Below are 22966 nucleotides of genomic sequence, written 5' to 3'. Positions count from 1 at the left end.
GCCATTTCCGGCCCGTGCCTATCCAAGTTCGCGTGCCATTTTTTCACGGTCCAGCTTGCCTTCCCACGCACCGATAATGACCGGGGCGACGCAGTTCCCCGCCAGGTTGCCCACGGCACGGGCAATCCCGATAAACCAATCCACCGCCAGTAACATGGTCAGGCTGGCGAGCGGGATGGAGGGCATGGCCTGCAGGGTTGCGGCCAGCACTACGATCGCGATGCCGGGCACACCATGTGCGCCCTTGGATGTAAACAGTGCCGCCGTCAGCATGATGGCCATCTGCCAGAAGCTCAGGTGCGTTCCCGTTGCCTGCGCAAGGAAGATCACCGCAAGCCCGAGGTAGATCGACAGGGCGTCAAGGTTAAAGGAATATCCCGCCGGAACCACAATCCCGACAACCTGTGAGGATACACCTAGCCGTTCCAGTTTTGCCATGACACTGGGTAGCACCGCATCAGATGTGGTGGTCGTGAAGGTGATGGCCAGTTCTTCGCGGAAGTAGCGTGCAAAACGCAAAGGCCTGACCCCTGCCATCCGCAGGCAGCCGCCCAGCACCACGGTCAGGAACACGATGATGACAAGATAGTACAGCCCGACGAATGCCGCCAGGTGCATGATCGCATTTATGCCATAGCGTGCGGTTGTTGTTGCCATCGCGCCAAAGACCCCCAGCGGGGCAAGCGAGATGATAACGCGCATCATGCGTGAAAACAGGGTGGAAAGGGCCTCCAGCAGATGCACAAGCGGCGTTCCCGCCGGGCCGATCAGGCTGAGGCAGCATCCAAACAGGATCGCAAAGAACAGGATTTGCAAGATGTTGGCCTGGGCAAAGGCGTCGGCGGGCGAATGTGGGACCAGTGATACGATGAACCCCGTAATGCCACCATCATGCAGGAGGCTGGCATTATGCGCATAAGACGCCACCATGCGGGTGTCTTCGTCCGTCGGGGTAAAGACAATGGCCCTGCCGGGATGGAGCAGCATGGCCACCCCGACCGAGCCAAGAAGCACGAATGTGGTCATGCCCTCGAAATAGAGCAGGGCTTTCGCCCCAAGACGCCCGACGTTGCGCAGGGAGCCGGCCCCCACAATGCCCATCGTCACGATGCAGAACAGCAAAGGCCCCACGGCCATCACGATCAGGCGCAGGAAAATGTCCGTGACCCAACGTGTCTGCATGGCAAGGGCAGGGTGGATCACCCCAAGCCCCAGGCCCAGCACGCTGCCGATGACAACCTGCCAGAACATGCCGGGACGCCATGTGCGATGTGCTGTCCCGGTGGGGGAAAGGGGGGCGGTGTTCATGCAGCTATCCTCGGGAAGGGGCCGGTCAGGCGGCTGGGGCAGGGGGGGCGATGATTTGCCGCAGTTCGTCGGGAAAGCGGAGCGATGACAGGACAAGTTCGTCAAGCCCTATATCCCTGTAGGCGTCGATGGCGGTACGGACTTCCCTTGCCGTGCCTGCAGCGGCATGGTTGGCGATAATGCGGTCGTCAATCAGGTCGTCCACCCGTGCCCAGTCGCATGCGGCATAGGCTTCGCGTAATGCGTTCTGGTCCAGGGTGCTGCCTGCGCAGGCAAGGTTTTCGCGATGATGTTCCCCACGCAGGACAAAGGCCAGAGCGCGGCGGACCTGCTGGCGGGCTTCGTCACCATCGGGGGCGACGGCGGTGTAAACGAGTGCCGATTTATACACCGTCCGTCCACTGCGTGCCTCGCCCGCCCTGACATGATCAAGCGCACGGGCGATGAATTGTGGTGAAGTGCCCGCACTGATCAGTACGCCATCGGCCTGCGCTCCGGCCAGTTCAAGCATGCGTGGCCCTGACGCGGCCACCATGATGGGAATATCGTGCGGCCGGGCGGAAAGGGTACGACCGGCGATCGTGAAACATTGGCCCGTATAAGTAACGTTGCCGCCATCAAGAAGCCGGCGGGCGATCTCGATGGTCTCACGCATGGTCTGCAACGGACGGGCCGCCTGCATGGATATGGATTCAAGGTCGCGTGGTGATCCCGTGCCAAAGCACAGGACCACACGGCCGGGAAACCATTCATCCAGCGCAGCCGCCGCCATCGTGGCATAGACCGGGTGAACGGTGTAGGGACTCATTGCCATCAGCGCGATACCCAGCCGTCGCGTCTGCTGCAACGCCATGGTGCTGTTGACGATGGGTTCGCGCTGGAACAGGTGCGATGCCATCCAATAACGCGCCAGGCCGCATTCATCCGCCGCAAGGGCCAGTTGCGTCAGGTCGGCGGGAGATGTCGCCCCATCGGACGACAGGCTGAGTTTCATTCCGTCATAACTCCGGGATGACCTGTTCGGCGAAAATCTGCATCTGTTCACATAATTCGTCGGGCGAACTTGCGGCAAAATACAGACCAAGGAAATGGGTTACCCCGGCGGCTATCAGCCTATGCATCTTGGCCACCACGGTCTCCACGCTACCGACAAGGTTGATGTCCTCCATCCCTGTGGCGGACTGTCCCTTCAGGGTGGATGAACGCAGCGACATCAGGTGTTTGTGCATCTGGCTTTGCTGGTATTTTGCAATCGCTTCCTCGTCCGTCCTGGCGACATAGGCGACGAATTGCGGGGCAATGGCAATCGTGTCGGGGTCTCGGCCTTCCGCCGCGGTATAGTCACGCAGCATGGAAACCATGTTGCCAAGCTGCTCCGCAGGCATGCCGGCGGGGATCCATCCGTTGCCCCACCGCGCCACACGTTGCAGGTGCTGCACTGAATTGCCACCAAAATATAGCGGCAGGTCGGGTTGCAATGGTTTGGGAAAGAACTCGACATCGCGAAAATGATAGTATTTACCCTGAAAGCTTGCCTCACGTTCATTAAACAATTCGCGCAGGGCGCGTACGCCCTCTTCAACCATCTCGCCACGATGCACCTTGGCATCTGGCCACAGGGCGTTGAACTCCTCCCGGTAGGCACCGACGCCCACGCCGATTTCAAGCCGACCGCCTGACATGTGGTCCAGGGTTGCGATCTGTTTGGCTGTCACCACAATGTCACGACGCATCGGCAGGACAAGGATGCCCGTGCCAAAGCGTAGCGTCGTGGTCTGCGCGGCCAGCCATGCATAGGTTATCAAGGGCTCCCAAAAACGTGGCGGCGTGGGGAATTCTGACCGCACATAATTCTGGGTCGTCATGTGGTCATTGCCCCACACGGAATGATAGCCGAGGGCCTCGGCATGTTTTGCAATCCGTAGCAGCGTTGACGGGTCGGAAAATGGGATGGGGAAGGTCAGCCCCTCCATCCCGGTCGGGAGGCCGACACTGACGAGTACGGTCATGTTCGTGTTCCTGCCTTGGCCATGCCATTACGATGGCGATATGTTGCGTCAAGATCAACCTGTTCATTGGCATCAAGTATGACGCCATAAAGCGTGACGGCACATCGGGGGGAAACCAGGCCATTCCTGACATCGTGTGCCACGCGTTCGGGGCACCGTCGCGTGGGATCACCGATCCCGCCGCCGCCGGGCATCTTGATGGTCAGGTGCATGCCTGCCGGGATAACCTGGCGCCCCTTGCCACGCAGGGGCGTGGAATCGCCCAGCACCAGCCGCCCGGCCAACCCATCCATTCCACCCGCACGCCCACGTGGCGGGTGAAGAACGCGGTCGAAATTCGCGCTCAGGGTAAAGGGGCTGTGCTCGGTGCTGGAGACTTCCATGACCTGTCCCAGCCCCCCCCGGAATTCGCCCGCCCCCCCGGAATCGGTCCGGTATTCCTTGGAATGGATCAGGATTGGTGACATGGATTCCGTGATTTCCACCGGCACGTTGCGTACCCCGCTTGGGAATGCGGTGGCGGACAGGCCGTCGCGGCCGGGTCGTGCGCCGGTCCCGCCTGAATGGAATGACATCACATTGAATGTCCGTGCATTTGCAAGCTCTGCAGGGGCGACATCCACCATCCCTGCGCCGCCAGAGGCAAACAGGTTCCACAGGCATGATGTGCCTTCCGCCGGTACGGCAGTCGGGCCAAGGATCTGTGACAGGCACCCGATGACGACGTCAGGCAGGAGCTGTCCTATGATATGCCGTGTTGCGACTGGTAATGGATAAGGGGCGTTAAGGATCGAATCTTCGGGCGCGCAGATGCGTATCACCTCCAGCGAGCCCGCATTATTCGGGACCCTGGGGGCGACCATGCATTTCACGCCAAAACTGGCATAAGCCTCCGTATAGCAGAACGGGACGTTGATACCGAAACGCGACGGAGGGGACGACCCTGCGAAATCGACACAGATCCCATCGGTTTCGATGCTGAGGGTCGCGCGGATCCTTATGGGCAGGTCATATCCGTCGGAATACATCTCGTAATGGCTGCGGCCAGGGGGCAGGGCGCGTATCGCATCAAGCATGGCAAGGCGCGACGTGTTGATGATGTGTTCCGAAAGCATTTCGATGTCATCAAGGTGGAATTCATCAAGCATCTGTACGAAACGCTGCTGGGCTACTGTATTGCATCCCATCAGGGAATAGACATCGCCCACCACCTGTTCGGGTTCACGTACGTTACAGTGGATGAGGTCCATCAGGGTCTGGTCGACCTCTCCCCCCCGGGTCAGATAACGGATCGGTACAAAAAGGCCCTCTTCAAAAATGGTGCGGCCTTCTGGTCCCATGCCGCGACCGCCAATGTCGATTACATGGCAGGTGCTGGCCGCCATCGCCACGACTTTCGCTGCGCGGAAAATTGGTGTCAGAACGGTAAAGTCATGAAGATGCCCGGTACCTTTCCACGGGTCGTTGGTAATGAACGTATCCCCCTCCCGCATTGTGGCGACGGGGAAGCAGTCGATGAAATGCCGGATCGCGCGTGCCATCGAATTGACATGGCCCGGGGTTCCGGTCACGGCCTGGGCGATCATGCGTCCCTGCACATCGAAAATCCCTGCGGACACATCGCCTGCTTCACGGGTGGAGGTGCTGAACCCTGTTCGCACCAGCATCAATGCCTGTTCCTCCACGACCGACAGCAGGCGGTCCCACATGACCTGTAACCCGATACGTTCCAGGCCGTCCGTCGGCGGGGGGGGCGTGTTCTTATTCTGGCTGGTCATGCCTCGATCCTTGTCATGACGATATGGCCCAGTTCATTTATTGTCGCGCCAAAGCAGGCGGATACAAAAGTTGTCGTTTCATCTTCCACAATCAGGGCCGGGCCATTGACGGTGGTCGTAACCGGCAGTTCCGCGCGCTGGTATATGGCGACATCGATCTGCCGTGACGTGCCGGGGGCGATGATCCTGCCCATGACCGGTTGCGCCGTGCCCGTGGTGGGAATGCCCGATGGCGGGGGCAGCCGGGCATCAACCGGCGCACTCAGCCGCAACGTCCATCCCGTTATCTGTACCGCAAGGTTGGGGATGGTCCGCCCGAACTGCCGGGCGTATGCTGCCTCGAACAGGGTGCGCAGGGTATCTGGGTCGCGTATCCGCGTGGGCGGGATGTGTACCTGCACTTCATGCCCCTGCCCGTGATAGCGCATGTCAGCAACCCAACGGGCTTCCAGCCTGTTGAGATCACCGCGTATCGCCGGGCCGATGACAGCATGCGCTTCCTCAAGCATGCCCTGATGCAGGCGTTCAAGGGCACCCAGCCCGGAGGTTGCATCCAGCGTCAGCAGATGGGTGCGCGCGATGTCACAGGCGATCGGGGTCAGCAGAAAGCCGATCGCCGATCCTACGCCCGCGCCCGTTGGGACAATAACCTGTCGGATACCAAGTTTTTCCGCCAGCCGCGACGCATGCAGGGGGGCGGCGCCCCCGAACGCGATCATGGTGCGTGATGTCAGGTCACAACCTTTTTCCATGGCGTGTACACGCGCGGCATTGGCCATTGATTCCTCGACAATCTCGATAACGGAACTGGCTGCCGCCGCGGGGGACTGACCCGTGATCATGCCCACGGCATCAACAAGGGCCGATTGCGCCGCAGTCGTATCGAGCTTCATGCTGCCCCCGGCGAAGGTTTCGGCACGAATGCGTCCACAGACCACGTTGGCGTCCGTGACCGTCCCGCATGTCCCACCGCGACCATAACAGGCCGGACCTGGGGTTGATCCCATGCTTTGCGGCCCGACCTGGATACGTTTCATCGCGTCCACTGTCGCGACGGAACCGCCGCCTGCCCCGATTTCCACCATGTCTATGACAGGAATGCGGATGGGAAGCCCGCTTCCCTTCAGGTGGCGGTAATGGCGCGCGACCTCGAAAAAACGTGAAAAGAGGGGCTGGTTATTGTCAATCAGGCAGATTTTTGCCGTCGTCCCTCCCATGTCGAATGATACGATTTCCGGCAGGACATAATGCGCGGCGAGTGCCACGGCCAGTACAGCCCCACCGGCAGGCCCGGATTCCACCAGCCGGATCGGAAAGTGACGCGCATGCGCGCATGTGGCGAGGCTGCCTGAGGAGGTCACCATGAACAGGGGCGCCGTGACGCCCCGTTCATGCAGCCGGGTTTCAAGGCGCCCGAGATAGGTGTCCATCACCGGTTGCACATAGGCATTCGCACAGGCGGTGGACCAGCGTTCGTATTCCCGGATTTCGGGCGAGACCTGTCCCGACATCGTGATGGAAAGGTCGGGCGCATGGGATTGGAGAATTTCGCGTGCCCGTTTTTCATGGGCAAGGTTGGCATAGGAATGCAGGAAACATATTGCCACGCTCTGGATATCGTGGCGCCGAAAGACGTCAATGGCGGCAATGATGGCGTCTTCGTCCAGTGGCGTTATGACCTGGCCCGCAGGCCCCAGCCGTTCACGGATCGGCAGGCGCAGGTGACGCGGTACCAGCGGCGGTGGCCGTTCCATCAGGATATCGTACTGTTCGAAACGGTTTTCATAGGCCATTTCAACAGAATCACGAAAACCCTCTGTCACGAGCATGGCGCACCGTGCGCCCTTGCGCTCAATCAGCGCATTGGTGGCAAGCGTCGTGCCATGGATGATGAGGGATAAGTCATTATATCCCACATCTGCATCGTGCAGGATCAGGTCCATCCCCTGGAGGAACGCATCATCGGGCATTGCGGGGGTTGTCAGTACCTTGCGCGTGTGGACCCTGTCCCCCACGCTTAATACAAGGTCGGTAAAAGTCCCGCCTATATCAACGGAAAGTTTCGGAGTGGGCATGATATTCCCTGACTGAATTCTGGGTGTCCGGCATGGTCATGCGCCATGCCCTGTATGAAGTGAGGCCAGATCCACGCCATAGACATCGCGTGCCGTATCAAGGGCATCGTCGAGGATGGCGGAATCCAGCATGGCGATGGGTGGGGAGGAGGGTGTTTTCATACCACTCGCGGTGCCCAGTACGACCACGCGGTCATGCGCGGAAATCGTGCCTGCGCGTACCAGATTTTCCACAGCGGAAAATGCAGCGGCAGAAGAAATTTCAAGCCAGGAACCTTCTGTTTGTGAAATCCTGTCCTGCCATTGCAGCATGCTGGAATCCTCGACCTTGACCGCGATCCCATGGCTTCGCCGCAAGGTATGAAGTGACTGGAACGTGCCACGGTCGGTCCCGATGGATGTCGCGATCGACCTTCTGTTCTGGCGCGTGGCGGTTGTATATTGTGCCCCTGTTTCCATGGCATGACATAGGGAGCCAGAGCTTTCCGCCGCGACCATGCGTGGCAAGCGCCGGGTCCACCCCATTTCAAGCATTTCCTTGAACCCGCGCCAGATCATCGAAAGCGCGTCGCCATAACAGACAGGGAGTACAACCCATTCCGGAATGTCCCAGCCCATGTCTTCGGCGATTTCATATGCGATGCTCTTGTATCCCTCAATCGCGATGGGGTTGCTGCCTGTCACCGGCATGCAGAAAGGGGAGATTGCAAACCAGCCCATCCGCGTGACGCCCTGCCGCAGGAGGGCAAGTCGGTCGTCGGCATGCGCAGTGACAAGGACAATCCCGCCAAGAGCGCGCATCTGTGTCATCATGTTGCGTGGTGCGTCGGGTGTTGTGAAAATCACGCAGGGCATCCCCGCCCTGGCGGCGTAGGCGGCAGCGGATGCCCCAGCATTGCCCGAGGAGCTTGAGACGATAACGGATCTGCCCGATGCCCTGGCATAGGATACCCCCACGCAGGCCAGCCGGTCCTTGAACGATCCGGTTGGATTGCGCGTTTCATCCTTGAGCAGCAATGTCGCAAGCCCAAGTGCTTCTGCTGTCCTGTCCAGCGCAAGCAGTGGCGTTCCCCCTTCGCCAAGGGTAACGGCCTGTTGCGCCGCGACCGGCAGCATGGGGCCATATCGCCACAGGCCGCGTCCCTGTGGTGTACACGGACGTGGCGCCGTCAGGGCCGGATCATATGTAACTTCCAGGCCGGCCGCCAGGCTCCCCGTGCAACGGGTGCATCCGTCGAGGCTGTCGCGCAGGGGGTAGGGTGTGCCACATCGCAGGCATCTTAATCCCGTGGCATAAGTGTCAGGCATGCGTGCGTTCCCGATATCAGGGTTCACAAGAATAAATCTGTTCCGCTGAGCGGAATAAACAATATGTTTCCTTGAACACGTTTCGATGATGAATTGAGACTTGCTTTCTTGTCAATTCATTGTTTAAGTTATTTCACGAAAATAACAAAATCGCGTTTTTTGTTCCGTTATATAGAACATTTTGTTTCTGGTTCTGGTTGGTATCCTGCTTTCGTTACGGATGTATCGCAACAGGTGTGTATCGTGGGGCAATGTGATGGCCATATTTGAAACGACGCAATACGCCCCGGAACATCATGCACAGGCGCAAGCCCTCCTGCGTGAAGTACAGGGCATGTCGGCACAGTCCTTGCATGCAGGGGCATTCGCCCGTGCGCGATCGCTGTCCGGTCGTGTCGTGACTTATTCGCGCAAGGTTTTTATTCCACTGACACGACTATGCCGCGATCAGTGCGGATATTGCACTTTCGCCGCGCGCCCGGTGGATGTGCCCGCGCCGTATCTCTCGGTCGAGGAGGTATTGGCGATCGCAGGGGCCGGGCGGGATGCCGGCTGTCACGAGGCCCTGTTGACGCTGGGGGATCGACCGGAAAGCCGGTATCACGTCGCACGCGAGGCGCTGGCGCGGATGGGGTTTGACTCCACGGTTGATTATCTGGTGCATGTCTGTGACGCCATCATGCGGCAGACAGGGCTGATGCCGCATGTAAATGCGGGAATATTATCCAAAGAAGAAATGCAGCGCCTGCGTGCGGTCAGTATCTCGCAAGGGATCATGCTGGAAAGTACGGCGACGCGGTTGTGTGAACGTGGGGGACCGCATTTCGGGGCGCCGGACAAACGCCCCGAAATCCGTCTTGCCATGATCGCCGAGGCGGGGGAACAGGCTATTCCCTTTACCAGCGGGATACTGATCGGGATCGGGGAGACACGCCTCGAACGTATCGACGCACTTCTTACCTTGCGTGATCTTCACCGTAAATACGGCCATATTCAGGAAATCATCGTCCAGAATTTCCGTGCCAAGGCTGAGACGCGTATGCATGGGTGCGCAGAGCCGGATCTTGACGACCTGTTGTGGACCGCAGCCATGGCGCGGCGTATCATGGATGATGAGGTGAGCATACAGGTGCCCCCCAATCTGTCCTATGCCGTGTTTCCCCGTATCCTCGAAAGTGGCATTTCTGACTGGGGCGGCATTTCACCCGTGACGGCGGATCATGTCAATCCCGAGGCACCATGGCCACAGGTAGCGCAACTGGCCCGTGCCTGCCGTGAATACGGGCTGGAACTGGCGCAGCGCCTGCCGATTTATCCCCGGTATGCGCAGGATCTGGAACGGTGGGTCGATCCGGCGCTGCATGCGATGGTACGGCGCAACATGGATGCGGAAGGTTTCGCGCGGACGGATGGCTGGAGCCCCGGCCTGGATGTCGGTCTGCCCGCGCCCGCCATGGGCGGGAACAATGTCGGGCGTGACCTGCAGTTCATCCTTGGGCGTGCGATGCATGGTGACAGGTTGGGTCGTGCGGAGATCGTGCGCCTGTTCCAGGCCCGTGGGGATGAGGTCGAGGCCGTACGCATCGCGGCCGATGACCTGCGGCGTACGACCTGTGGTGATGTTGTGCGCTATGTCGTGACCCGTAACATCAATTATACCAATGTATGTGGGCTTTCCTGCCGTTTTTGTGCGTTTTCAAAGGGGAAGACACATGAACATCTGCGCGGTGCGCCTTATGATCTTGCGTTGGAAGAAGTTGCACGACGCGCGCGTGAGGCATGGGAACGCGGGGCAACGGAGGTATGCATGCAGGGCGGGATCAGCCCTGATTACACACATCAGACCTATATGCAGTTGTTGCGTACGGTCCGGCAGGCAGCACCCGGATTGCATGTCCATGCATTTTCCCCGCTGGAGATCGCGCATGGCGCCCGGCTGGCCGGTGTATCGCTGACAACATATCTCGAACGCCTTCAGGAAGCTGGCCTGGGGTCCTTGCCAGGGACAGCGGCCGAGATCCTTGACGATGGGGTGCGTGAGCGCCTTGCCCCCGGTAAGCTGGGAACGCGCGGATGGCTGCAGGTGGTGGAGGCCGCGCATGCGGTCGGGCTGCGCACCACATCCACGATCATGTTCGGCCATATCGAATCCCCCCACAGTTGGGCCGCGCACCTGCTGCACCTGCGTGACCTGCAAGGCAGGACGGGGGGATTTACCGAGTTCGTCTGCCTTCCTTTCGTACATATGGAGGCCCCGATGTTCCTGCGCGGTGAATCGCGCATCGGGCCGACCTGGCGCGAAGTGGTCCTGATGCATGCGGTCGCGCGGCTGGTGCTGAATTTCTCAATCCCCAATATCCAGGCATCATGGGTCAAGCTTGGCGCGCCGGGGATCGGGCGGTTGTTATCGTGCGGGGCGAATGACCTGGGCGGGACATTGATGGATGAGAGCATCTCGCGTGCTGCTGGCGCCGTGCATGGGCAGGAGTTCAGCCCGGCGCAGATGGAAGACGTAATCATGGCATCGGGGCGCCTGCCCCAGCAGCGTACGACATTGTATCAGGCGGTACACGAAGAACGCCGGGCCTGCAGCATGCAGGCGCGCCCACTGGAGGCCAGGGTGCAGACACCGTGGAAAAAACGTAGGGATCATTTCTAGCAAGCAAACGTTATCCCGATCGGGATGGGGGTATAATGCTCAGGTTTGGTTACAAGGCTTCGGCAGAACAGTTTTCGCCCACACAACTGCTGGCACTTGCCTGCGCGGCGGAGGAGGCGGGGTTTGATTCCGTTTTCATCAGCGATCATTTCCAGCCGTGGAAGCATACGGACGGGCATGCGCCATTTTCGCTATCATGGCTTGGCGCGGTTGCGGCCCGCACCGACAGGATCGTGCTGGGCACCAGTGTTCTGACCCCTACATTCCGCTATCACCCGGCTATGGTGGCGCAGGCGTTCGCGACGTTGGGGGTCATGTTTCCCGACCGCTTCATCGTCGGGGTCGGAACGGGTGAATCCCTGAACGAGGTCCCGGCGACAGGTATTGCATGGCCGGAATTCCGCGAACGTTTTGCCCGCCTGCGTGAGGCCGTCGATCTTATGCGTGCCTTGTGGACGCAGGAACGGGTCACTTTTGACGGGCAGTATTATCATACCCGGAACGCCACCCTGTATGACCGGCCAGATGTCGCGCCCCCTGTCTATGTCGCAGCGGGCGGCCCGCTTGTCGCGCGTTATGCCGGGTATATGGGGGACGGGTTCATCTGTACCAGCGGAAAGGAACCCGCATTTTATGATGAAAAGATCATTCCAAATATTGAACAGGGCCTGTCACGGCGGGAGGGCGCGACCAGTGGTTATGGCCGGATGATCGAGATGAAGGTGTCATTCGATACGGACATCAAGGCCGCGCGGGAGGCCACGCGCCATTGGGCAGCGCTGGCTCTGTCCGCGGAGGAAAAGCATTCGGTGGCCGACCCTATGGAAATGGAGGAACTGGCCCGCGCGCTCCCGCTGGAGCGCGCGGCCGCTCGATGGCAGGTTTCTGCCGATCCAGAGGAACATGTGGAACAGGTTGCAGCTTACATCAGGCGTGGTTTCAACCATCTGGTGTTTCATGCTCCTGGCCCGGACCAGCAGCGTTTCCTGTCGCTGTATGCGAAAGAGATCCTTCCGCGCCTGCGGCGACGGTTCGGGGCGGCATGAATACCGCACAGTACACCGCCATTGCCCTGCCTGGCATTCCCGACGTGCGCAAAGGGGATGACCTGGCGCGGATTGTCATGGATGCGCTGGATCAGATGGGGCAGGTGTTGCAGCATGGTGATATCATCGTGTTGGCCCAGAAAATCGTCTCTAAGGCGGAAGGTCGCGTTGTCCTCCTTGATGAGGTGACTGTCACGCCCGAAGCCCGCGACCTGGCGCACCGCGTCAAGAAAGATCCGCGGCTTGTCACTCTTGCGCTTGCGGAATCGGCGCGTGTCGTGCGGGCGCTGCCGGGATTGCTGATCCTTGAGCATCGATTGGGATTTGTCATGGCGAATGCAGGCATAGACCAGTCCAATGTCAGCAGCCCTGATGGGCAGGCATGCGCCTTGCTGCTGCCTGTTGACCCTGATGAAAGTGCACGCAGGGTAGCGGATGCCCTGTATGCCCGCACCGGGTGTCGTATCGCGGTGCTGGTCAATGACAGTTTCGGTCGCCCATGGCGACAGGGTACCGTCGGGGTGTGCCTGGGGGCGGCAGGGTTTCCTGCCGTGCAGGACCTTCGCGGGGAATGCGATATGAATGGTCGTGTCCTGCACAGCACCGTCGTGGGACTGGGCGATGAAATCGCCGCCGCGGCATCCCTGCTGATGGGGCAGGCGGCACAGCGGCAACCGGCTGTGCTGATCCGCGGATATGCATGGGACGCGCCGGAATGCAATGCCCGCGCACTTGTGCGTCCGCTTGCGGAGGATCGGTTCCGATGACATATGACCATGTTGCAGGACGCAGGTTCCTGGCAATTTCAGGCGGTGTCGGGGGCGCCAAGCTCGCACTTGGGCTATATCATGCCCTGCCACCGGAGGATCTGTGTATCATTGCCAATATTGGCGATGACTTTGAACATCTCGGGCTTTATATCTGCCCTGACTTTGATACCCTGCTTTACACATTGTCCGGCGTTGCAAATCCTGTGCAGGGATGGGGGCGTCGTGATGAGACATGGACCTTCATGCAGGTCCTGCGCCAGATCGGCGATGATGCCTGGTTTCTGCTGGGGGATGGGGATCTGGCGCTGCATGTGGAGCGGACCCGCCGCCTGCACCGTGGGGAGGGATTGTCGGCGATCATGGCCGACATCACGCGCCGGATGGGCGTAGGTTGCACCTTGCTGCCCGCCAGTGATGCCCCCCTGCGAACTTTTGTTGATACCAGCGAAGGACGGTTGGATTTCCAGACCTATTTCGTGCGTGAACGCTGCATCCCGGTTGCGACGGGGATTGCCTTCGAAAGCATCGGCGCGGTCCAGCCCCACCCGGAGATCCTGTCACGTCTGTCTGATCCGGCGCTGGCGGGGATCATCCTGTGTCCCTCCAATCCTTTTCTGAGCATTGATCCGATCCTTGCCGTGCCTGGCCTGCGTGACGCATTGCGACAATCGCCCGCACCGGTCATTGCTGTATCCCCCGTGATTGCCGGAAAGGCGGTGAAGGGACCGACCGCGAAATTGATGGCTGAACTGGGGCTGGAGGTCAGTGCAGCATCTGTCGCGCGGCATTATGCTGATTTTGTCGATCTGTTCGTACTTGATGAAACGGATGCGGCATTGCGTCATGACATTGATGTGCCCTGTGTAACGGCGCAAACGCTGATGACCACGCTGGAGGATCGTGTGGCGCTGGCCCGGCATGTGTGCCAACTGGCGCAGGCCATGGACAGGAACGGGTGACATGACGGGGATATGGGCCATAGTGCCAATCAAGGACACACATTTTTCAAAAAGCCGGCTTGCCCCGGTGATGTCCGACAGGATGCGTCGGCAACTGGCCCTGATCATGTTCGAAGATGTGCTGACAGCCCTGCTGCACGCGCCAGGGCTTGAGGGGATCATGGTACCGACACCAGATGCGGAAATCACCCGCATCGGGCGTCGGTACGGGGTCGAAATCATGGCTGAACCCACGCCCACTGATTACAACCGGGTTGCCCGGCAGGCCGCATGCCGTATTGCGGAACAGGGGGGGGATGCCGCGCTGATCCTGCCTGCCGATATTCCCCTGCTGACATCAGGTGAGGTGCAGGCCGTGCTGTCTGCGGCCAGTGCGATGCAGGTTGCCATCCTGGCCGCGCGGGACGGGATTGGTACAAATGGACTGTTGTTACGCGGTCCAGACGTCATGGTGCCTCATTTCGGCATGCACAGTCTGCATCGGCACAGGCAGCTCGCGTGTAGCCATGGCCTGTCCCACACAGTGATGGATTTTCCGGGATTTGGATTCGATATCGATACGAGTTTGGATATATATGATCTGTGGATGCTGGCGTCACCGACGGAAACGGGACGTTTTGTGGAGCAGGCCATCCGCAGGGGTGAGATCAAGGTAGAAAAGCCATGTCAGGTTATGTAGAGACCCGCTCCGAAGTGCCGGGACAATCGCTGGAAGATATGGCAGGGCGGTCCACAGGGACATCGCCCACAGCGACATCCTACGCCTTGGTGCCACTGATCGTACTGTGTCTTGTGTATATCCTGTATGCGTGGGACCGGATGGCGATACCCGTTGAACTGGTGGAAATCAGCCGTGCCTATGGCTTGCAACCTGTCACGGCGGCAACGCTTTCATCAATCTTCACGCTTGGTATCTCGCTGTTCGTACTGCCTGCGGGACTGGTCGTCAGCTATCTGGGGATACCGACCTGCTTTGTTGGCAGCATTATCCTGTTTTCGCTGGCAACGGGGTATACGGCCATCGGGATCTCCGCGCCGGACCTGCTGGTGGCGCGGTGTGTAACGGGACTTGGCGAAGCGGTCTTCAGTGTCTGCCTGCTGTCATTCCTCTCCAGCCTGTCGGAACGGCGCAAGGGCATGTTCATTGGTCTGTCCACGACCATTTATGGTCTGTCGGGCATTGTGGGCGCACCGTTGATCGGTGCGGTACAGCATGGGTTCGGGGACTGGCGGGCCATTTTCTATCTGCTGGGTGGTGGCGGGCTGGTGTTCGGGGTCATCCTGAAATTTGCCCTGCGACAGATGACTTTCGTGGCTTTGAACCAGAGTACGGCCACGGTTAGGGAACGCTTCGCCTGTGCGATGTCCGGGCAGATGCCACGCCTATACGCAATCATCGCAATCAGTGGCATGGGAACCTATTCGGTGATTACCATGCTGGTGAATTTCGAACGCACCTATAATTCCCTCTCGCTGGCCCGTGCCGCGATGCTGTTCAGTTTTTTTAGCATCGGCAGCATCCTTGGCGGGGCGCCGCTGGGTCTGGTTGCGGATATCGTTGGGCAGAAACGGGTTATCGTCGCTTCCGCATTTACCAAGATGATTGCGGGAACACTGCTTTTCATGTTGCCATTCCATGCTATCTCCACAACGTTTCTGGCCATTATTTTTGGTATTGGGGTGGGGGGGATCTATGTGAATGCCTGCGCCATCATACAGCGTCATGTGGCGGCATTCGCTGCGCCGACCGCAACGGGTATCCTGTTATGTATCTACTATGGAACGGCATCGGTATCCGGGCCAGTGTTTCAGCAGGTCATGAAACATCTGGGCGTGGGGATGGGACCCGTTGTATTCTACGGTGTGCCTTATGCGATTGCCGGTTGCATTGCGTTGACGCTTGCGCTTCCGTCACGCAAAGCATCATAGCAGGTGGCATCTTTCCCGTTGAAATGCTCTCTCGGGTCTGACAGCCTGATGGTTCATTCTTGCAGGGATTATGCCAATGACAGGCCCGCAGCGACATGATGAATTGAAAGTGGAAGGAAACCAGTCCCTTTCCAATGCTCTGTCCCTGATTGATGTGCTGCGGGCAAGTCATATGGACAAGGGGGTGCGCGAACTGTCGCGTGAACTTGGCCTCGCCCCGAGTATTGTCCATCGCCTGCTGGTGAGCCTGCGTGAACGTAATTACGTTGAACAGGATCCGGTGACTACGAAATATCGTGTCAGTGCCCGTATCTTCAACGCGGCGGGGTCACTGCCACCTGCCTGCGCATTCCTTGACAAAGGCATGATTGGCAAACTGACACAGTTTGCGCAGCATGTCGGGATGGATGGCTATGTCGGGGTGATGCGTGGGAACAGCGTGATCTATGTCGCGACCACTGCAACACGTTTTACAACGGCAGATGCAACGGTGGGAGATCAGACCTATCTTCATACTACGGCTTTGGGAAAGGCCCTGCTGGCGGGATTGGAAAGCCGTAAGCTGAACACAATTGCACGGATGATCGACCTGACCCCCCGTACCGACAGGAGTATCGTATCCACGCGAAACCTGATGCAGGAAATCAAGGCGGTGCAGCGTGACGATGTTGCATTCTGTCGGGGCGAGAACCTGGAAAATATTTTTGCGATTGGCGTTCCGTTACGGAATGATGAAAATCACACGGTTGCATCCGTCAGTTTTGCCACACAGGAATATGCGCATTTCATGCAGGCGCAGGATATTGTGACGCAATATCTGCGTGAGAAAGTCCAGGTCATGTTTCCCATGACAGGATCTGTGCCGGCTTCTTTTTGAAAATACACATGATTATTGCGTATGTCCTCATTATATAAAATAAAACCATAAATATAAAAGAAAGATCTGTTCATATATGGACAGATGGCGGCGTATCGCCATGCATCTGTTCATGTTGCGCTTATGCTGCACAGCTTGGATTAATATGTTTTGGTAAAGAAATATAATTGACAAGCAAAGTAGCGAATACATAACATATTTGAAGCACATGTTCATATATGAACAAGTTTGCAGCCAATGCAATTGTTTTGAGTTCCGTAAGCGCCGATTTCCATAAGGATGGTTCCTGCTGTCTTTTTTGGCTTTCAGTTTGCGTCTTCGTTCTCTCTGTCCGTTATTTAGTTGATCATTGCGAGGATGATACAAATGCGTAATTTTTCCCGTCAGGAGAGGTGTCGAATTCCTCTGGTCAGCATGACAACCGCGTGTGCGCTTGCGGCACTTTTATCTAATATGCCTTCGGAAATGCAGGCCGCGGAGAAGCGCAAGACCCCTACGGATTCGGCGGCGCCATCGCATGAAAAATCTGCGGCCACGACGGAAAAGACCACGGCCCCATCCGGGCAGATGGAACATATCCGTGTCGTACGCAGTACCATACGGTCCAGTAATGGCGTCACCGGGACTGCATTGGGGGGCGGATTGATGACGCGCCAGCATGAGGCCCGTTCGGTCCAGACCATTTCGCGCGATTATATCTCCAAGCAGGCCCCCACACAGAATCCGATTACGTTGATGTCGATGAACCCTGGGGCCAATGTTGTCAGTGCCGACCCTTATGGGTTGTCAATGTCGCAGATCCGCATACGTGGACTTGATAGTAGTGAAATCGGCTGGCTTTTCGAGGGCATGCCACGAAACAACTCCGCCACGAACCTGATGTTCGGGAACGAGGTCGCAGATGCAGAAAATCTGCAAAGTCTTGTAACGCAGCCCGGTTCGGCAAATTATGACACACCCACGATGTCTGCTTCGGGGGGGATGTCGCAGATTTTCATGATTGATCCTTCGCATCATCGCGGGGGCTATGTTGATTTCGCCTATGGCACCTACAAAACCAACCGGGAGTTCATTCGCCTTGAATCCGGCGATATCGGCAGGACAGGTGTCCGTGCATGGTTGTCCTTTTCCCACACAGATTCGGATTCATGGCGTGGTTCAGGTGACAATGAACGCCAGCACCTTGATTTCAAGCTTGTGAAGGATTTTCATAATAACAGCCGGATCGCACTTGCCGTCGCCTATGATAACCAGGTTATCCAGAACCTTCTGTTTCCCACCAAGGCGCAGTTTGACAAATTGGGGGCCAGTGCCAACTATAGCTCCACCTACACTCCGGGGAGTACCTCATATTATAAACAGCATCTGCTGCCGTATAATGACGTGATCGTCAGTGCGCCGAGTGTCTGGAACATTGATACTGCAGGGCATTTCCGTATCGATGAAACCCCATATTTCTTTTATGGCTGGGGTCCTGTCGATGGTGCGGTTAACCTCAACCTTAACAATCCGGTTTATTCCGGGACACAGAAAGTCTTTATCAATAAGGCCACCAGCGGTTTTAGCCAGGATGCTACGACAGGTGTTGCGTCCACCGCGCAGGTGTCGCAGATGTTCCGTCCCGGAAGCGTGACAAAATTCACATGGAAGCAGGGCCATAATACCCTGTCCGCAGGGTTCTGGTATGAATGGATGTCCAACCATTCATTGGGAAGCGTCACGCGGATGGATCAGACAACCGGCGTGCCTGCGAATATGTGGGGCAACAGCTATTATCTGAATACGACCGGAGGTCAGCGCTTATATACGCGAAACACCATGACCTATTCACAGACTTACATGATGTTCATTGGTGATACGCTGAAGCTCCTGAAGGACAGGCTCACGCTGAGCGCCGGATTCAAGTATACGTACCTGAACCGGGATGGATATAATTACCTTGAGCAGGGAAACCAGCGCAAACATGTCCTGTATCAGGTTCCAACCCCATATTTTTCAGCGCATTACAACATTGATTCACATCAGCAGATCTATGTTGCCGGTTCGACAAATTTCCATGTTCCCTCTGATTCCAATATGTATAATCTTTATAATCTCACCAGTGGTACCCTCAGCACCGGCATAAGCTCCCAGAAGTCGGAATATAGCATCGAAGAAGAACTTGGATATCGCTATCAGAACCATATTTTTGCGGCGGATGTCTCATTCTTCAATTACAACTTTACCAACCGGCAGCTTGCCCTTCCGGTCTGGCAGAATGATACCCTTGTTTCTGAAAATGTGAACGCGGGTGGTCAGACGTCCCGCGGGGTCGATGTGCAGATCGGGATGGCACCTTTCCATCATTTCCGTCCCTATGTGTCTTTTGAATATCTTTATGCCCGGATGGACAATAATCTGGCGTATGGCACGACCGTCCTCAATACAAAAGGAAAAACGGCGATCGGATCGCCGCACTATCAGGGGGCTCTGGGGATAGATTACGATGATGGAAGGATTTTCGGGAACCTGAACCTGCGTTACACCGGAAGGCAATATTCAACATTCATGGATGATGAAAGTATCCCGGGTTATATCACCGATAACATCACCCTTGGCTATCGCTTCCCAAAGCTTGCGTTCCTTAAGGTGCCGCAACTTCAGGTTAACCTTCAGAACCTGACCAACAGCATGTACAGGACCGGCATCTACACCTTTACGCCCAGTGCAAAGATCAGTGCCCCGACCTATTACATCAATCCCGGCTTTGCCGCATTGTTTACATTCAGTTCCTCGTTCTGATGCGCACTCCGTGCTGCCTGCCGCAGGGGGGCAGCACGGGCATGTTGTAAAAACCATGGATAAGGCAATCGGGTGTCCATAATAATGAATGCTGATGACGGGAGTGTTGCCGAATGTATTGCCCGCCTCGAAAGCCCATCTTCGGACGGTTGGCGGCATCGGGTGCGTCTGGTCGTTGGAATGGCAACTTTCCTTGATTCCTTCGATATATTCTCGATTGCCTTCGTCATGCCGGTAATGGCGCCCCTGTGGCATCTTTCACCAGTGCAGGTGGGGATGGTGTTCTCTATCGGTTTTCTGGGGCAGATGATCGGGTCTGTGGTATTCGGTTTTTTTTCAGAACGTTACGGTCGTATTCGCGCACTTTCGGTTGCTGTGTTTATATTCGCGGTGGCCACACTCCTCTCCGCGCTGGTGCAGTCCGCAGCGCAGTTCGAGGCCCTGCGGTTCATACAGGGGCTGGGACTGGGCGGGCATGTGCCGATTGCCGCGACCTATATAACAGAGATCTCCCGTCAGGCCGGACGGGGCAGGTTTGTCCTGCTTTATGAAAGCATTTTTGCGGTTGGCAATGTGCTGGCCGCGATTATCTGCCGTATATTCCTGTCGGCTTTCGGCTGGCAGTCGATATTCTGGCTTTCTGGTGTGGCTGGTGTGCTGCTACTGCCGTTTGTCGTGCGCCTGCCGGAATCGCCGCGCTGGTTATGCGCGCGCGGGCAGGCGCGTTATGCCCTTGATCTGGTCCGTGGTCTTGAGACGGGCAAGCCGCAGGGCCCTGGCCCGTTGCCTGTATCGGTCCATGGTGGGACTGCCGGTCGCCGGCGCGTGTCCTTATTCCTGCCGCGCGATAGCCTGCGCCTGCTGCTGCTGACCGTTCCGTTATGGTTCGCGCTGGGGTTCCTTAATTATGGGCTCGCGACGTGGTTGCCCATCATCTACACACGTCAATTCAGACTGCCTGTGTCCGATGCACTGGATTATAGCATCATTCGCAGTGTCATCATCTTTATCGGCACGATCGCGTGCAGTTTGGCCATCGACGCCATTGGACGCCGTAAGATCGTAATGGGGGGCTTCCTCTGTGCGGCATTGCCACTTGTTGCCCTGGCACTCATGGGCAGCGCGATGACCGCTGGGTGGGTGTTTTTCATGACCCTTATCACCAGTTTCTTTGTCGCTGTCCTTATGCTGGCTGTTTATCTCTATACCCCCGAACTCTGTCCCGCGCAGGCGCGGGGTGCGTTTACCGGGTTTAATGCCGCCGTTCTGAGGTTTGCGTCCATGATTGCGCCCGGTGCGGTGGGACTGGGCATGAGCCACGGTTCCATTGCCGGGGTGTTCATGCTTTTCGCCGCTGTTGGCCTGATGGTCAGCGGCATAAGTTTCGTAATGGCTCGGGAGACCCGGCATCTGGTTATGTGATGCCATTGCCGTGACCCTGTCCCGACCTTTTTTACAGGATATCAGGTTAATGACAGATGCCGCCGACACATGCGCGCATATGCAGATCAGTCTGGATCAGCATATCGGGCGTTTTGCCGATAAGGTTTTTGATTGGGAAGCTTTTCCGGCCAATATTGGTTATGCCGAACTGGCGCGCGGGCAGATGCGCTATATCGGGGGAGGGGGATCCCCTAAAGTTTCAGACAGGACGACCCTTCCTCCCACGCATTTCACCCTCAGCCTGCTGGAGGAGGAGACCGGTACCTATGCGGCTGGACATTCGCACGAAATCGAGGAATCTTTTCTTGTGCTGGAGGGGGAGTTGACGGTGGGATGGGAAAAAGATGGCTCCGTCATCGAGGCGACTTTGGGGCCTTTGGATATGGTCCAGAATCTGCGCGATGTTCCACATGGGTTTCGTAATGATGGTGCGCAGAAGGTGCTGATGTCCGTGACCGTTGATTCCGGGCGTCCCCTGCCGCCACATAACGTTTTCCATCCGGCACAGGTCGAGGGTACGGTGGCCCGCGCATTTGGCGCGCGACCGGGATGTACGGTGCGGGAGGGAACGCTGACCGACAGTCCGCTGCACACCCTGATTGCACCGTATCTGGTACGTTTCGCTGACAGCCATCAGATCACGGAGGCCGCAGGTTTTGAACGCCGGGTGTATGTCGGCGTGGGGGGCGCACCAGCCACAGCGGTGCGCAAGGAATTGTTCATCATTCCCCCCGGATGTGCGATCATGGCAATTACGCGGCCAGTAGAAGAGGCCATGCTTGTGATCGCAGGGGCGCTTGTCGTGGGCTGGCAGTCGGCGGCGGGTGGTGTGGAACGACGCCTGGGACGGCATGACCTCGTGCTGGCGCCAATGGGGCAGGCACATTATTTCCGCAATGACGGGGATGTGACGGCAGTGGCGTGGGTTGTGATTGGCGGGGTGGACGCGGACGATTTCGTATATTCCACAGCCATGGAGCGTGTCGCGTCGTAACAGGGCATCGCGGTTTAGAAATACGTGCAGGCCGGGAATATGGGCATGTCGATCAGTATGAAGCGATCATGCGGGTTTTTGAATCATAATCCCCGGCAGGACGAAAGCCGCAATATATTGCAGGACATGGGTAAGGGGATTTTGGGTGTTTAATCCCGGAAAAGTGGGACTGGTAAAAAATTTCATCACGGCCTAGGATCGGTATATGGTTATGCCCACCGATCTTTCGTCGCCTGAGTGTGCCGTCGATGGCGCGGTCGTTGATGACCGCTATATTGTCCCTGGCCTTGTGCGTGGGCTGGCGCTTCTTGAATGTTTCGGGGCGGAACGACAGGAACTGTCAATTGCCGAGATGGTGCGTATGACAGGCCTGTCGCGCGCCACCGCCTTTCGCCTGACCTACACACTGGACATGTTGGGTTATCTGGAGCGTGTCGGCAGCGGCAGGACATATCGCCTTGGGACCAAGGTGCTGTCATTGGGATATAGCCTGCTGGCCGGTCGGGATCTGGTGGATATCGCGACGCCATTTCTGGAACGGCTGCGTGACGAGACGCGGTGTTCCACCCACCTTGTCGTCCGTGAAGGCAAGGATATCGTGTATCTGGCGCGCTGTGCGGGAAATACGCGACTGATCAGTGGCATTACTGTCGGCACGCGCTTTCCTGCCTATGCCACCGTGACGGGGCGGGCGATCCTTGCACATCTGCCCATGGCTGAAGTCGTCATGGAATATGAAAAACATGCTTTTCACCACTACACCCCGTCCACGGTCGGGACGCTTGGCGAACTGGTGAGTCAGTTGGAGTTGGATCGTAATCGCCCCAGCCTTGTCAGTTGGGGATATTTTGAACCGGATGTCGCGACGATTGCCGTGCCGATCCGTAATCGGGCAGGTAAGGTGGAGGCTGCGATTAATGCGACCTGCCCGCTTGATACCTATTCACGGGAAGAATTTGAAACCCGGATATGCGCCGCAGTGGAACGTACGGTACGCGATATTTCACGCGCGATGGGATATCTGTCGTAA

17 protein-coding genes are annotated in these 22966 nt (G+C 57.7%); 11 read left to right on the top strand and 6 right to left on the bottom strand.

Translation table 11 applies throughout. From position 1 onward, the window contains the following. Positions 1-18 precede the first annotated feature (18 nt). Genes IFJ82_RS10880 through IFJ82_RS10855 form a run of 6 tightly spaced genes read right to left on the bottom strand, consistent with a single transcriptional unit; the run spans position 19 to position 8478 of the window. Positions 19-1308, bottom strand: a complete 1290-nt coding sequence (locus tag IFJ82_RS10880) for a cation:dicarboxylate symporter family transporter (protein WP_192264554.1) — start codon at positions 1306-1308, stop codon at positions 19-21. 25 nt (positions 1309-1333) lie between these two features. Beyond that, positions 1334-2302 carry an LLM class flavin-dependent oxidoreductase gene (locus tag IFJ82_RS10875; RefSeq protein WP_192264553.1) on the bottom strand — a complete coding sequence of 323 codons (969 nt, stop codon included), beginning with the start codon at positions 2300-2302 and terminating at the stop codon, positions 1334-1336. A 4-nt stretch (positions 2303-2306) separates the two neighbouring features. Beyond that, positions 2307-3317 carry an LLM class flavin-dependent oxidoreductase gene (locus tag IFJ82_RS10870; RefSeq protein ID WP_075631841.1) on the bottom strand — a complete coding sequence of 337 codons (1011 nt, stop codon included), beginning with the start codon at positions 3315-3317 and terminating at the stop codon, positions 2307-2309. Beyond that, the gene (locus tag IFJ82_RS10865) at positions 3314-5095 is read right to left on the bottom strand and encodes a hydantoinase B/oxoprolinase family protein (protein WP_192264551.1); all 1782 of its coding nucleotides are present in this window, start codon (positions 5093-5095) and stop codon (positions 3314-3316) included. The genes IFJ82_RS10870 and IFJ82_RS10865 overlap by 4 nt, the downstream gene beginning before the upstream one ends. Then, positions 5092-7170: a hydantoinase/oxoprolinase family protein gene (locus IFJ82_RS10860; RefSeq protein WP_192264549.1), complete on the bottom strand. Its 2079-nt coding sequence runs from the start codon at positions 7168-7170 to the stop codon at positions 5092-5094. The genes IFJ82_RS10865 and IFJ82_RS10860 overlap by 4 nt, the downstream gene beginning before the upstream one ends. Before the next feature lie 36 nt (positions 7171-7206). Beyond that, complete coding sequence (locus IFJ82_RS10855; protein ID WP_192264547.1) at positions 7207-8478, bottom strand: pyridoxal-phosphate dependent enzyme; 1272 nt, start codon at positions 8476-8478, stop codon at positions 7207-7209. A gap of 256 nt (positions 8479-8734) precedes the next feature. On the opposite strand from IFJ82_RS10855, the gene cofH reads away from it, so the two are divergent. From cofH to IFJ82_RS10800, 11 genes are all read left to right on the top strand, one after another. Then, positions 8735-11137, top strand: a complete 2403-nt coding sequence (cofH, locus tag IFJ82_RS10850) for a 5-amino-6-(D-ribitylamino)uracil--L-tyrosine 4-hydroxyphenyl transferase CofH (protein ID WP_192264545.1) — start codon at positions 8735-8737, stop codon at positions 11135-11137. A 35-nt stretch (positions 11138-11172) separates the two neighbouring features. Next, positions 11173-12183 (top strand): glucose-6-phosphate dehydrogenase (coenzyme-F420), encoded by a 1011-nt coding sequence (gene fgd / locus IFJ82_RS10845; RefSeq protein WP_192264543.1) that lies wholly within the window; start codon positions 11173-11175, stop codon positions 12181-12183. Continuing rightward, on the top strand, positions 12180-12950 hold the full coding sequence (cofE, locus tag IFJ82_RS10840; RefSeq protein ID WP_075594895.1) for a coenzyme F420-0:L-glutamate ligase: 771 nt from the start codon (positions 12180-12182) through the stop codon (positions 12948-12950). Before fgd ends, cofE begins: the two co-directional genes overlap by 4 nt. Further along, entirely contained in the window at positions 12947-13912 is a 966-nt protein-coding gene (cofD, locus tag IFJ82_RS10835) for a 2-phospho-L-lactate transferase (RefSeq protein WP_192264541.1), read from the top strand. Before cofE ends, cofD begins: the two co-directional genes overlap by 4 nt. A gap of 70 nt (positions 13913-13982) precedes the next feature. Next, entirely contained in the window at positions 13983-14591 is a 609-nt protein-coding gene (gene cofC, locus IFJ82_RS10830; protein WP_239026117.1) for a 2-phospho-L-lactate guanylyltransferase, read from the top strand. Next, on the top strand, positions 14576-15841 hold the full coding sequence (locus IFJ82_RS10825; protein WP_081380259.1) for an MFS transporter: 1266 nt from the start codon (positions 14576-14578) through the stop codon (positions 15839-15841). Before cofC ends, IFJ82_RS10825 begins: the two co-directional genes overlap by 16 nt. Before the next feature lie 76 nt (positions 15842-15917). Further along, on the top strand, positions 15918-16718 hold the full coding sequence (locus IFJ82_RS10820) for an IclR family transcriptional regulator (RefSeq protein WP_062809288.1): 801 nt from the start codon (positions 15918-15920) through the stop codon (positions 16716-16718). Positions 16719-17171: 453 nt separating this feature from the next. Beyond that, positions 17172-19499: a TonB-dependent receptor gene (locus IFJ82_RS10815; RefSeq protein ID WP_075594900.1), complete on the top strand. Its 2328-nt coding sequence runs from the start codon at positions 17172-17174 to the stop codon at positions 19497-19499. An 84-nt stretch (positions 19500-19583) separates the two neighbouring features. Continuing rightward, on the top strand, positions 19584-20921 hold the full coding sequence (locus tag IFJ82_RS10810) for an MFS transporter (protein WP_192264538.1): 1338 nt from the start codon (positions 19584-19586) through the stop codon (positions 20919-20921). A gap of 49 nt (positions 20922-20970) precedes the next feature. Continuing rightward, the gene (locus IFJ82_RS10805) at positions 20971-21936 is read left to right on the top strand and encodes a cupin domain-containing protein (protein ID WP_075623878.1); all 966 of its coding nucleotides are present in this window, start codon (positions 20971-20973) and stop codon (positions 21934-21936) included. A 205-nt stretch (positions 21937-22141) separates the two neighbouring features. Continuing rightward, positions 22142-22966, top strand: coding sequence for an IclR family transcriptional regulator (locus tag IFJ82_RS10800; RefSeq protein ID WP_080545428.1), 825 nt, complete (start codon positions 22142-22144; stop codon positions 22964-22966).

The sequence above is a fragment of the Novacetimonas hansenii genome (assembly GCF_014843995.1).
In the GTDB taxonomy this organism is placed as follows: domain Bacteria; phylum Pseudomonadota; class Alphaproteobacteria; order Acetobacterales; family Acetobacteraceae; genus Novacetimonas; species Novacetimonas hansenii.
The sequence above is the reverse complement of the archived record's forward strand: the minus strand, read 5'-3'. Positions and strand labels throughout refer to the sequence as shown.

Excerpts from the sequence above, each read along its gene's own strand:
- IFJ82_RS10865 (WP_192264551.1), bottom strand. The coding sequence starts at position 5,095 with ATGACCAGCCAGAATAAGAACACGCCCCCCCCGCCGACGGACGGCCTG.
- cofD (WP_192264541.1), top strand. The coding sequence starts at position 12,947 with ATGACATATGACCATGTTGCAGGACGCAGGTTCCTGGCAATTTCAGGC.
- cofH (WP_192264545.1), top strand. The coding sequence starts at position 8,735 with ATGGCCATATTTGAAACGACGCAATACGCCCCGGAACATCATGCACAG.
- IFJ82_RS10805 (WP_075623878.1), top strand. The coding sequence starts at position 20,971 with ATGACAGATGCCGCCGACACATGCGCGCATATGCAGATCAGTCTGGAT.
- cofC (WP_239026117.1), top strand. The coding sequence starts at position 13,983 with ATGTCCGACAGGATGCGTCGGCAACTGGCCCTGATCATGTTCGAAGAT.
- cofE (WP_075594895.1), top strand. The coding sequence starts at position 12,180 with ATGAATACCGCACAGTACACCGCCATTGCCCTGCCTGGCATTCCCGAC.
- fgd (WP_192264543.1), top strand. The coding sequence starts at position 11,173 with ATGCTCAGGTTTGGTTACAAGGCTTCGGCAGAACAGTTTTCGCCCACA.
- IFJ82_RS10825 (WP_081380259.1), top strand. The coding sequence starts at position 14,576 with ATGTCAGGTTATGTAGAGACCCGCTCCGAAGTGCCGGGACAATCGCTG.
- IFJ82_RS10870 (WP_075631841.1), bottom strand. The coding sequence starts at position 3,317 with ATGACCGTACTCGTCAGTGTCGGCCTCCCGACCGGGATGGAGGGGCTG.
- IFJ82_RS10855 (WP_192264547.1), bottom strand. The coding sequence starts at position 8,478 with ATGCCTGACACTTATGCCACGGGATTAAGATGCCTGCGATGTGGCACA.
- IFJ82_RS10875 (WP_192264553.1), bottom strand. The coding sequence starts at position 2,302 with ATGAAACTCAGCCTGTCGTCCGATGGGGCGACATCTCCCGCCGACCTG.
- IFJ82_RS10815 (WP_075594900.1), top strand. The coding sequence starts at position 17,172 with ATGCCTTCGGAAATGCAGGCCGCGGAGAAGCGCAAGACCCCTACGGAT.
- IFJ82_RS10800 (WP_080545428.1), top strand. The coding sequence starts at position 22,142 with ATGGTTATGCCCACCGATCTTTCGTCGCCTGAGTGTGCCGTCGATGGC.
- IFJ82_RS10860 (WP_192264549.1), bottom strand. The coding sequence starts at position 7,170 with ATGCCCACTCCGAAACTTTCCGTTGATATAGGCGGGACTTTTACCGAC.
- IFJ82_RS10810 (WP_192264538.1), top strand. The coding sequence starts at position 19,584 with ATGAATGCTGATGACGGGAGTGTTGCCGAATGTATTGCCCGCCTCGAA.
- IFJ82_RS10820 (WP_062809288.1), top strand. The coding sequence starts at position 15,918 with ATGACAGGCCCGCAGCGACATGATGAATTGAAAGTGGAAGGAAACCAG.
- IFJ82_RS10880 (WP_192264554.1), bottom strand. The coding sequence starts at position 1,308 with ATGAACACCGCCCCCCTTTCCCCCACCGGGACAGCACATCGCACATGG.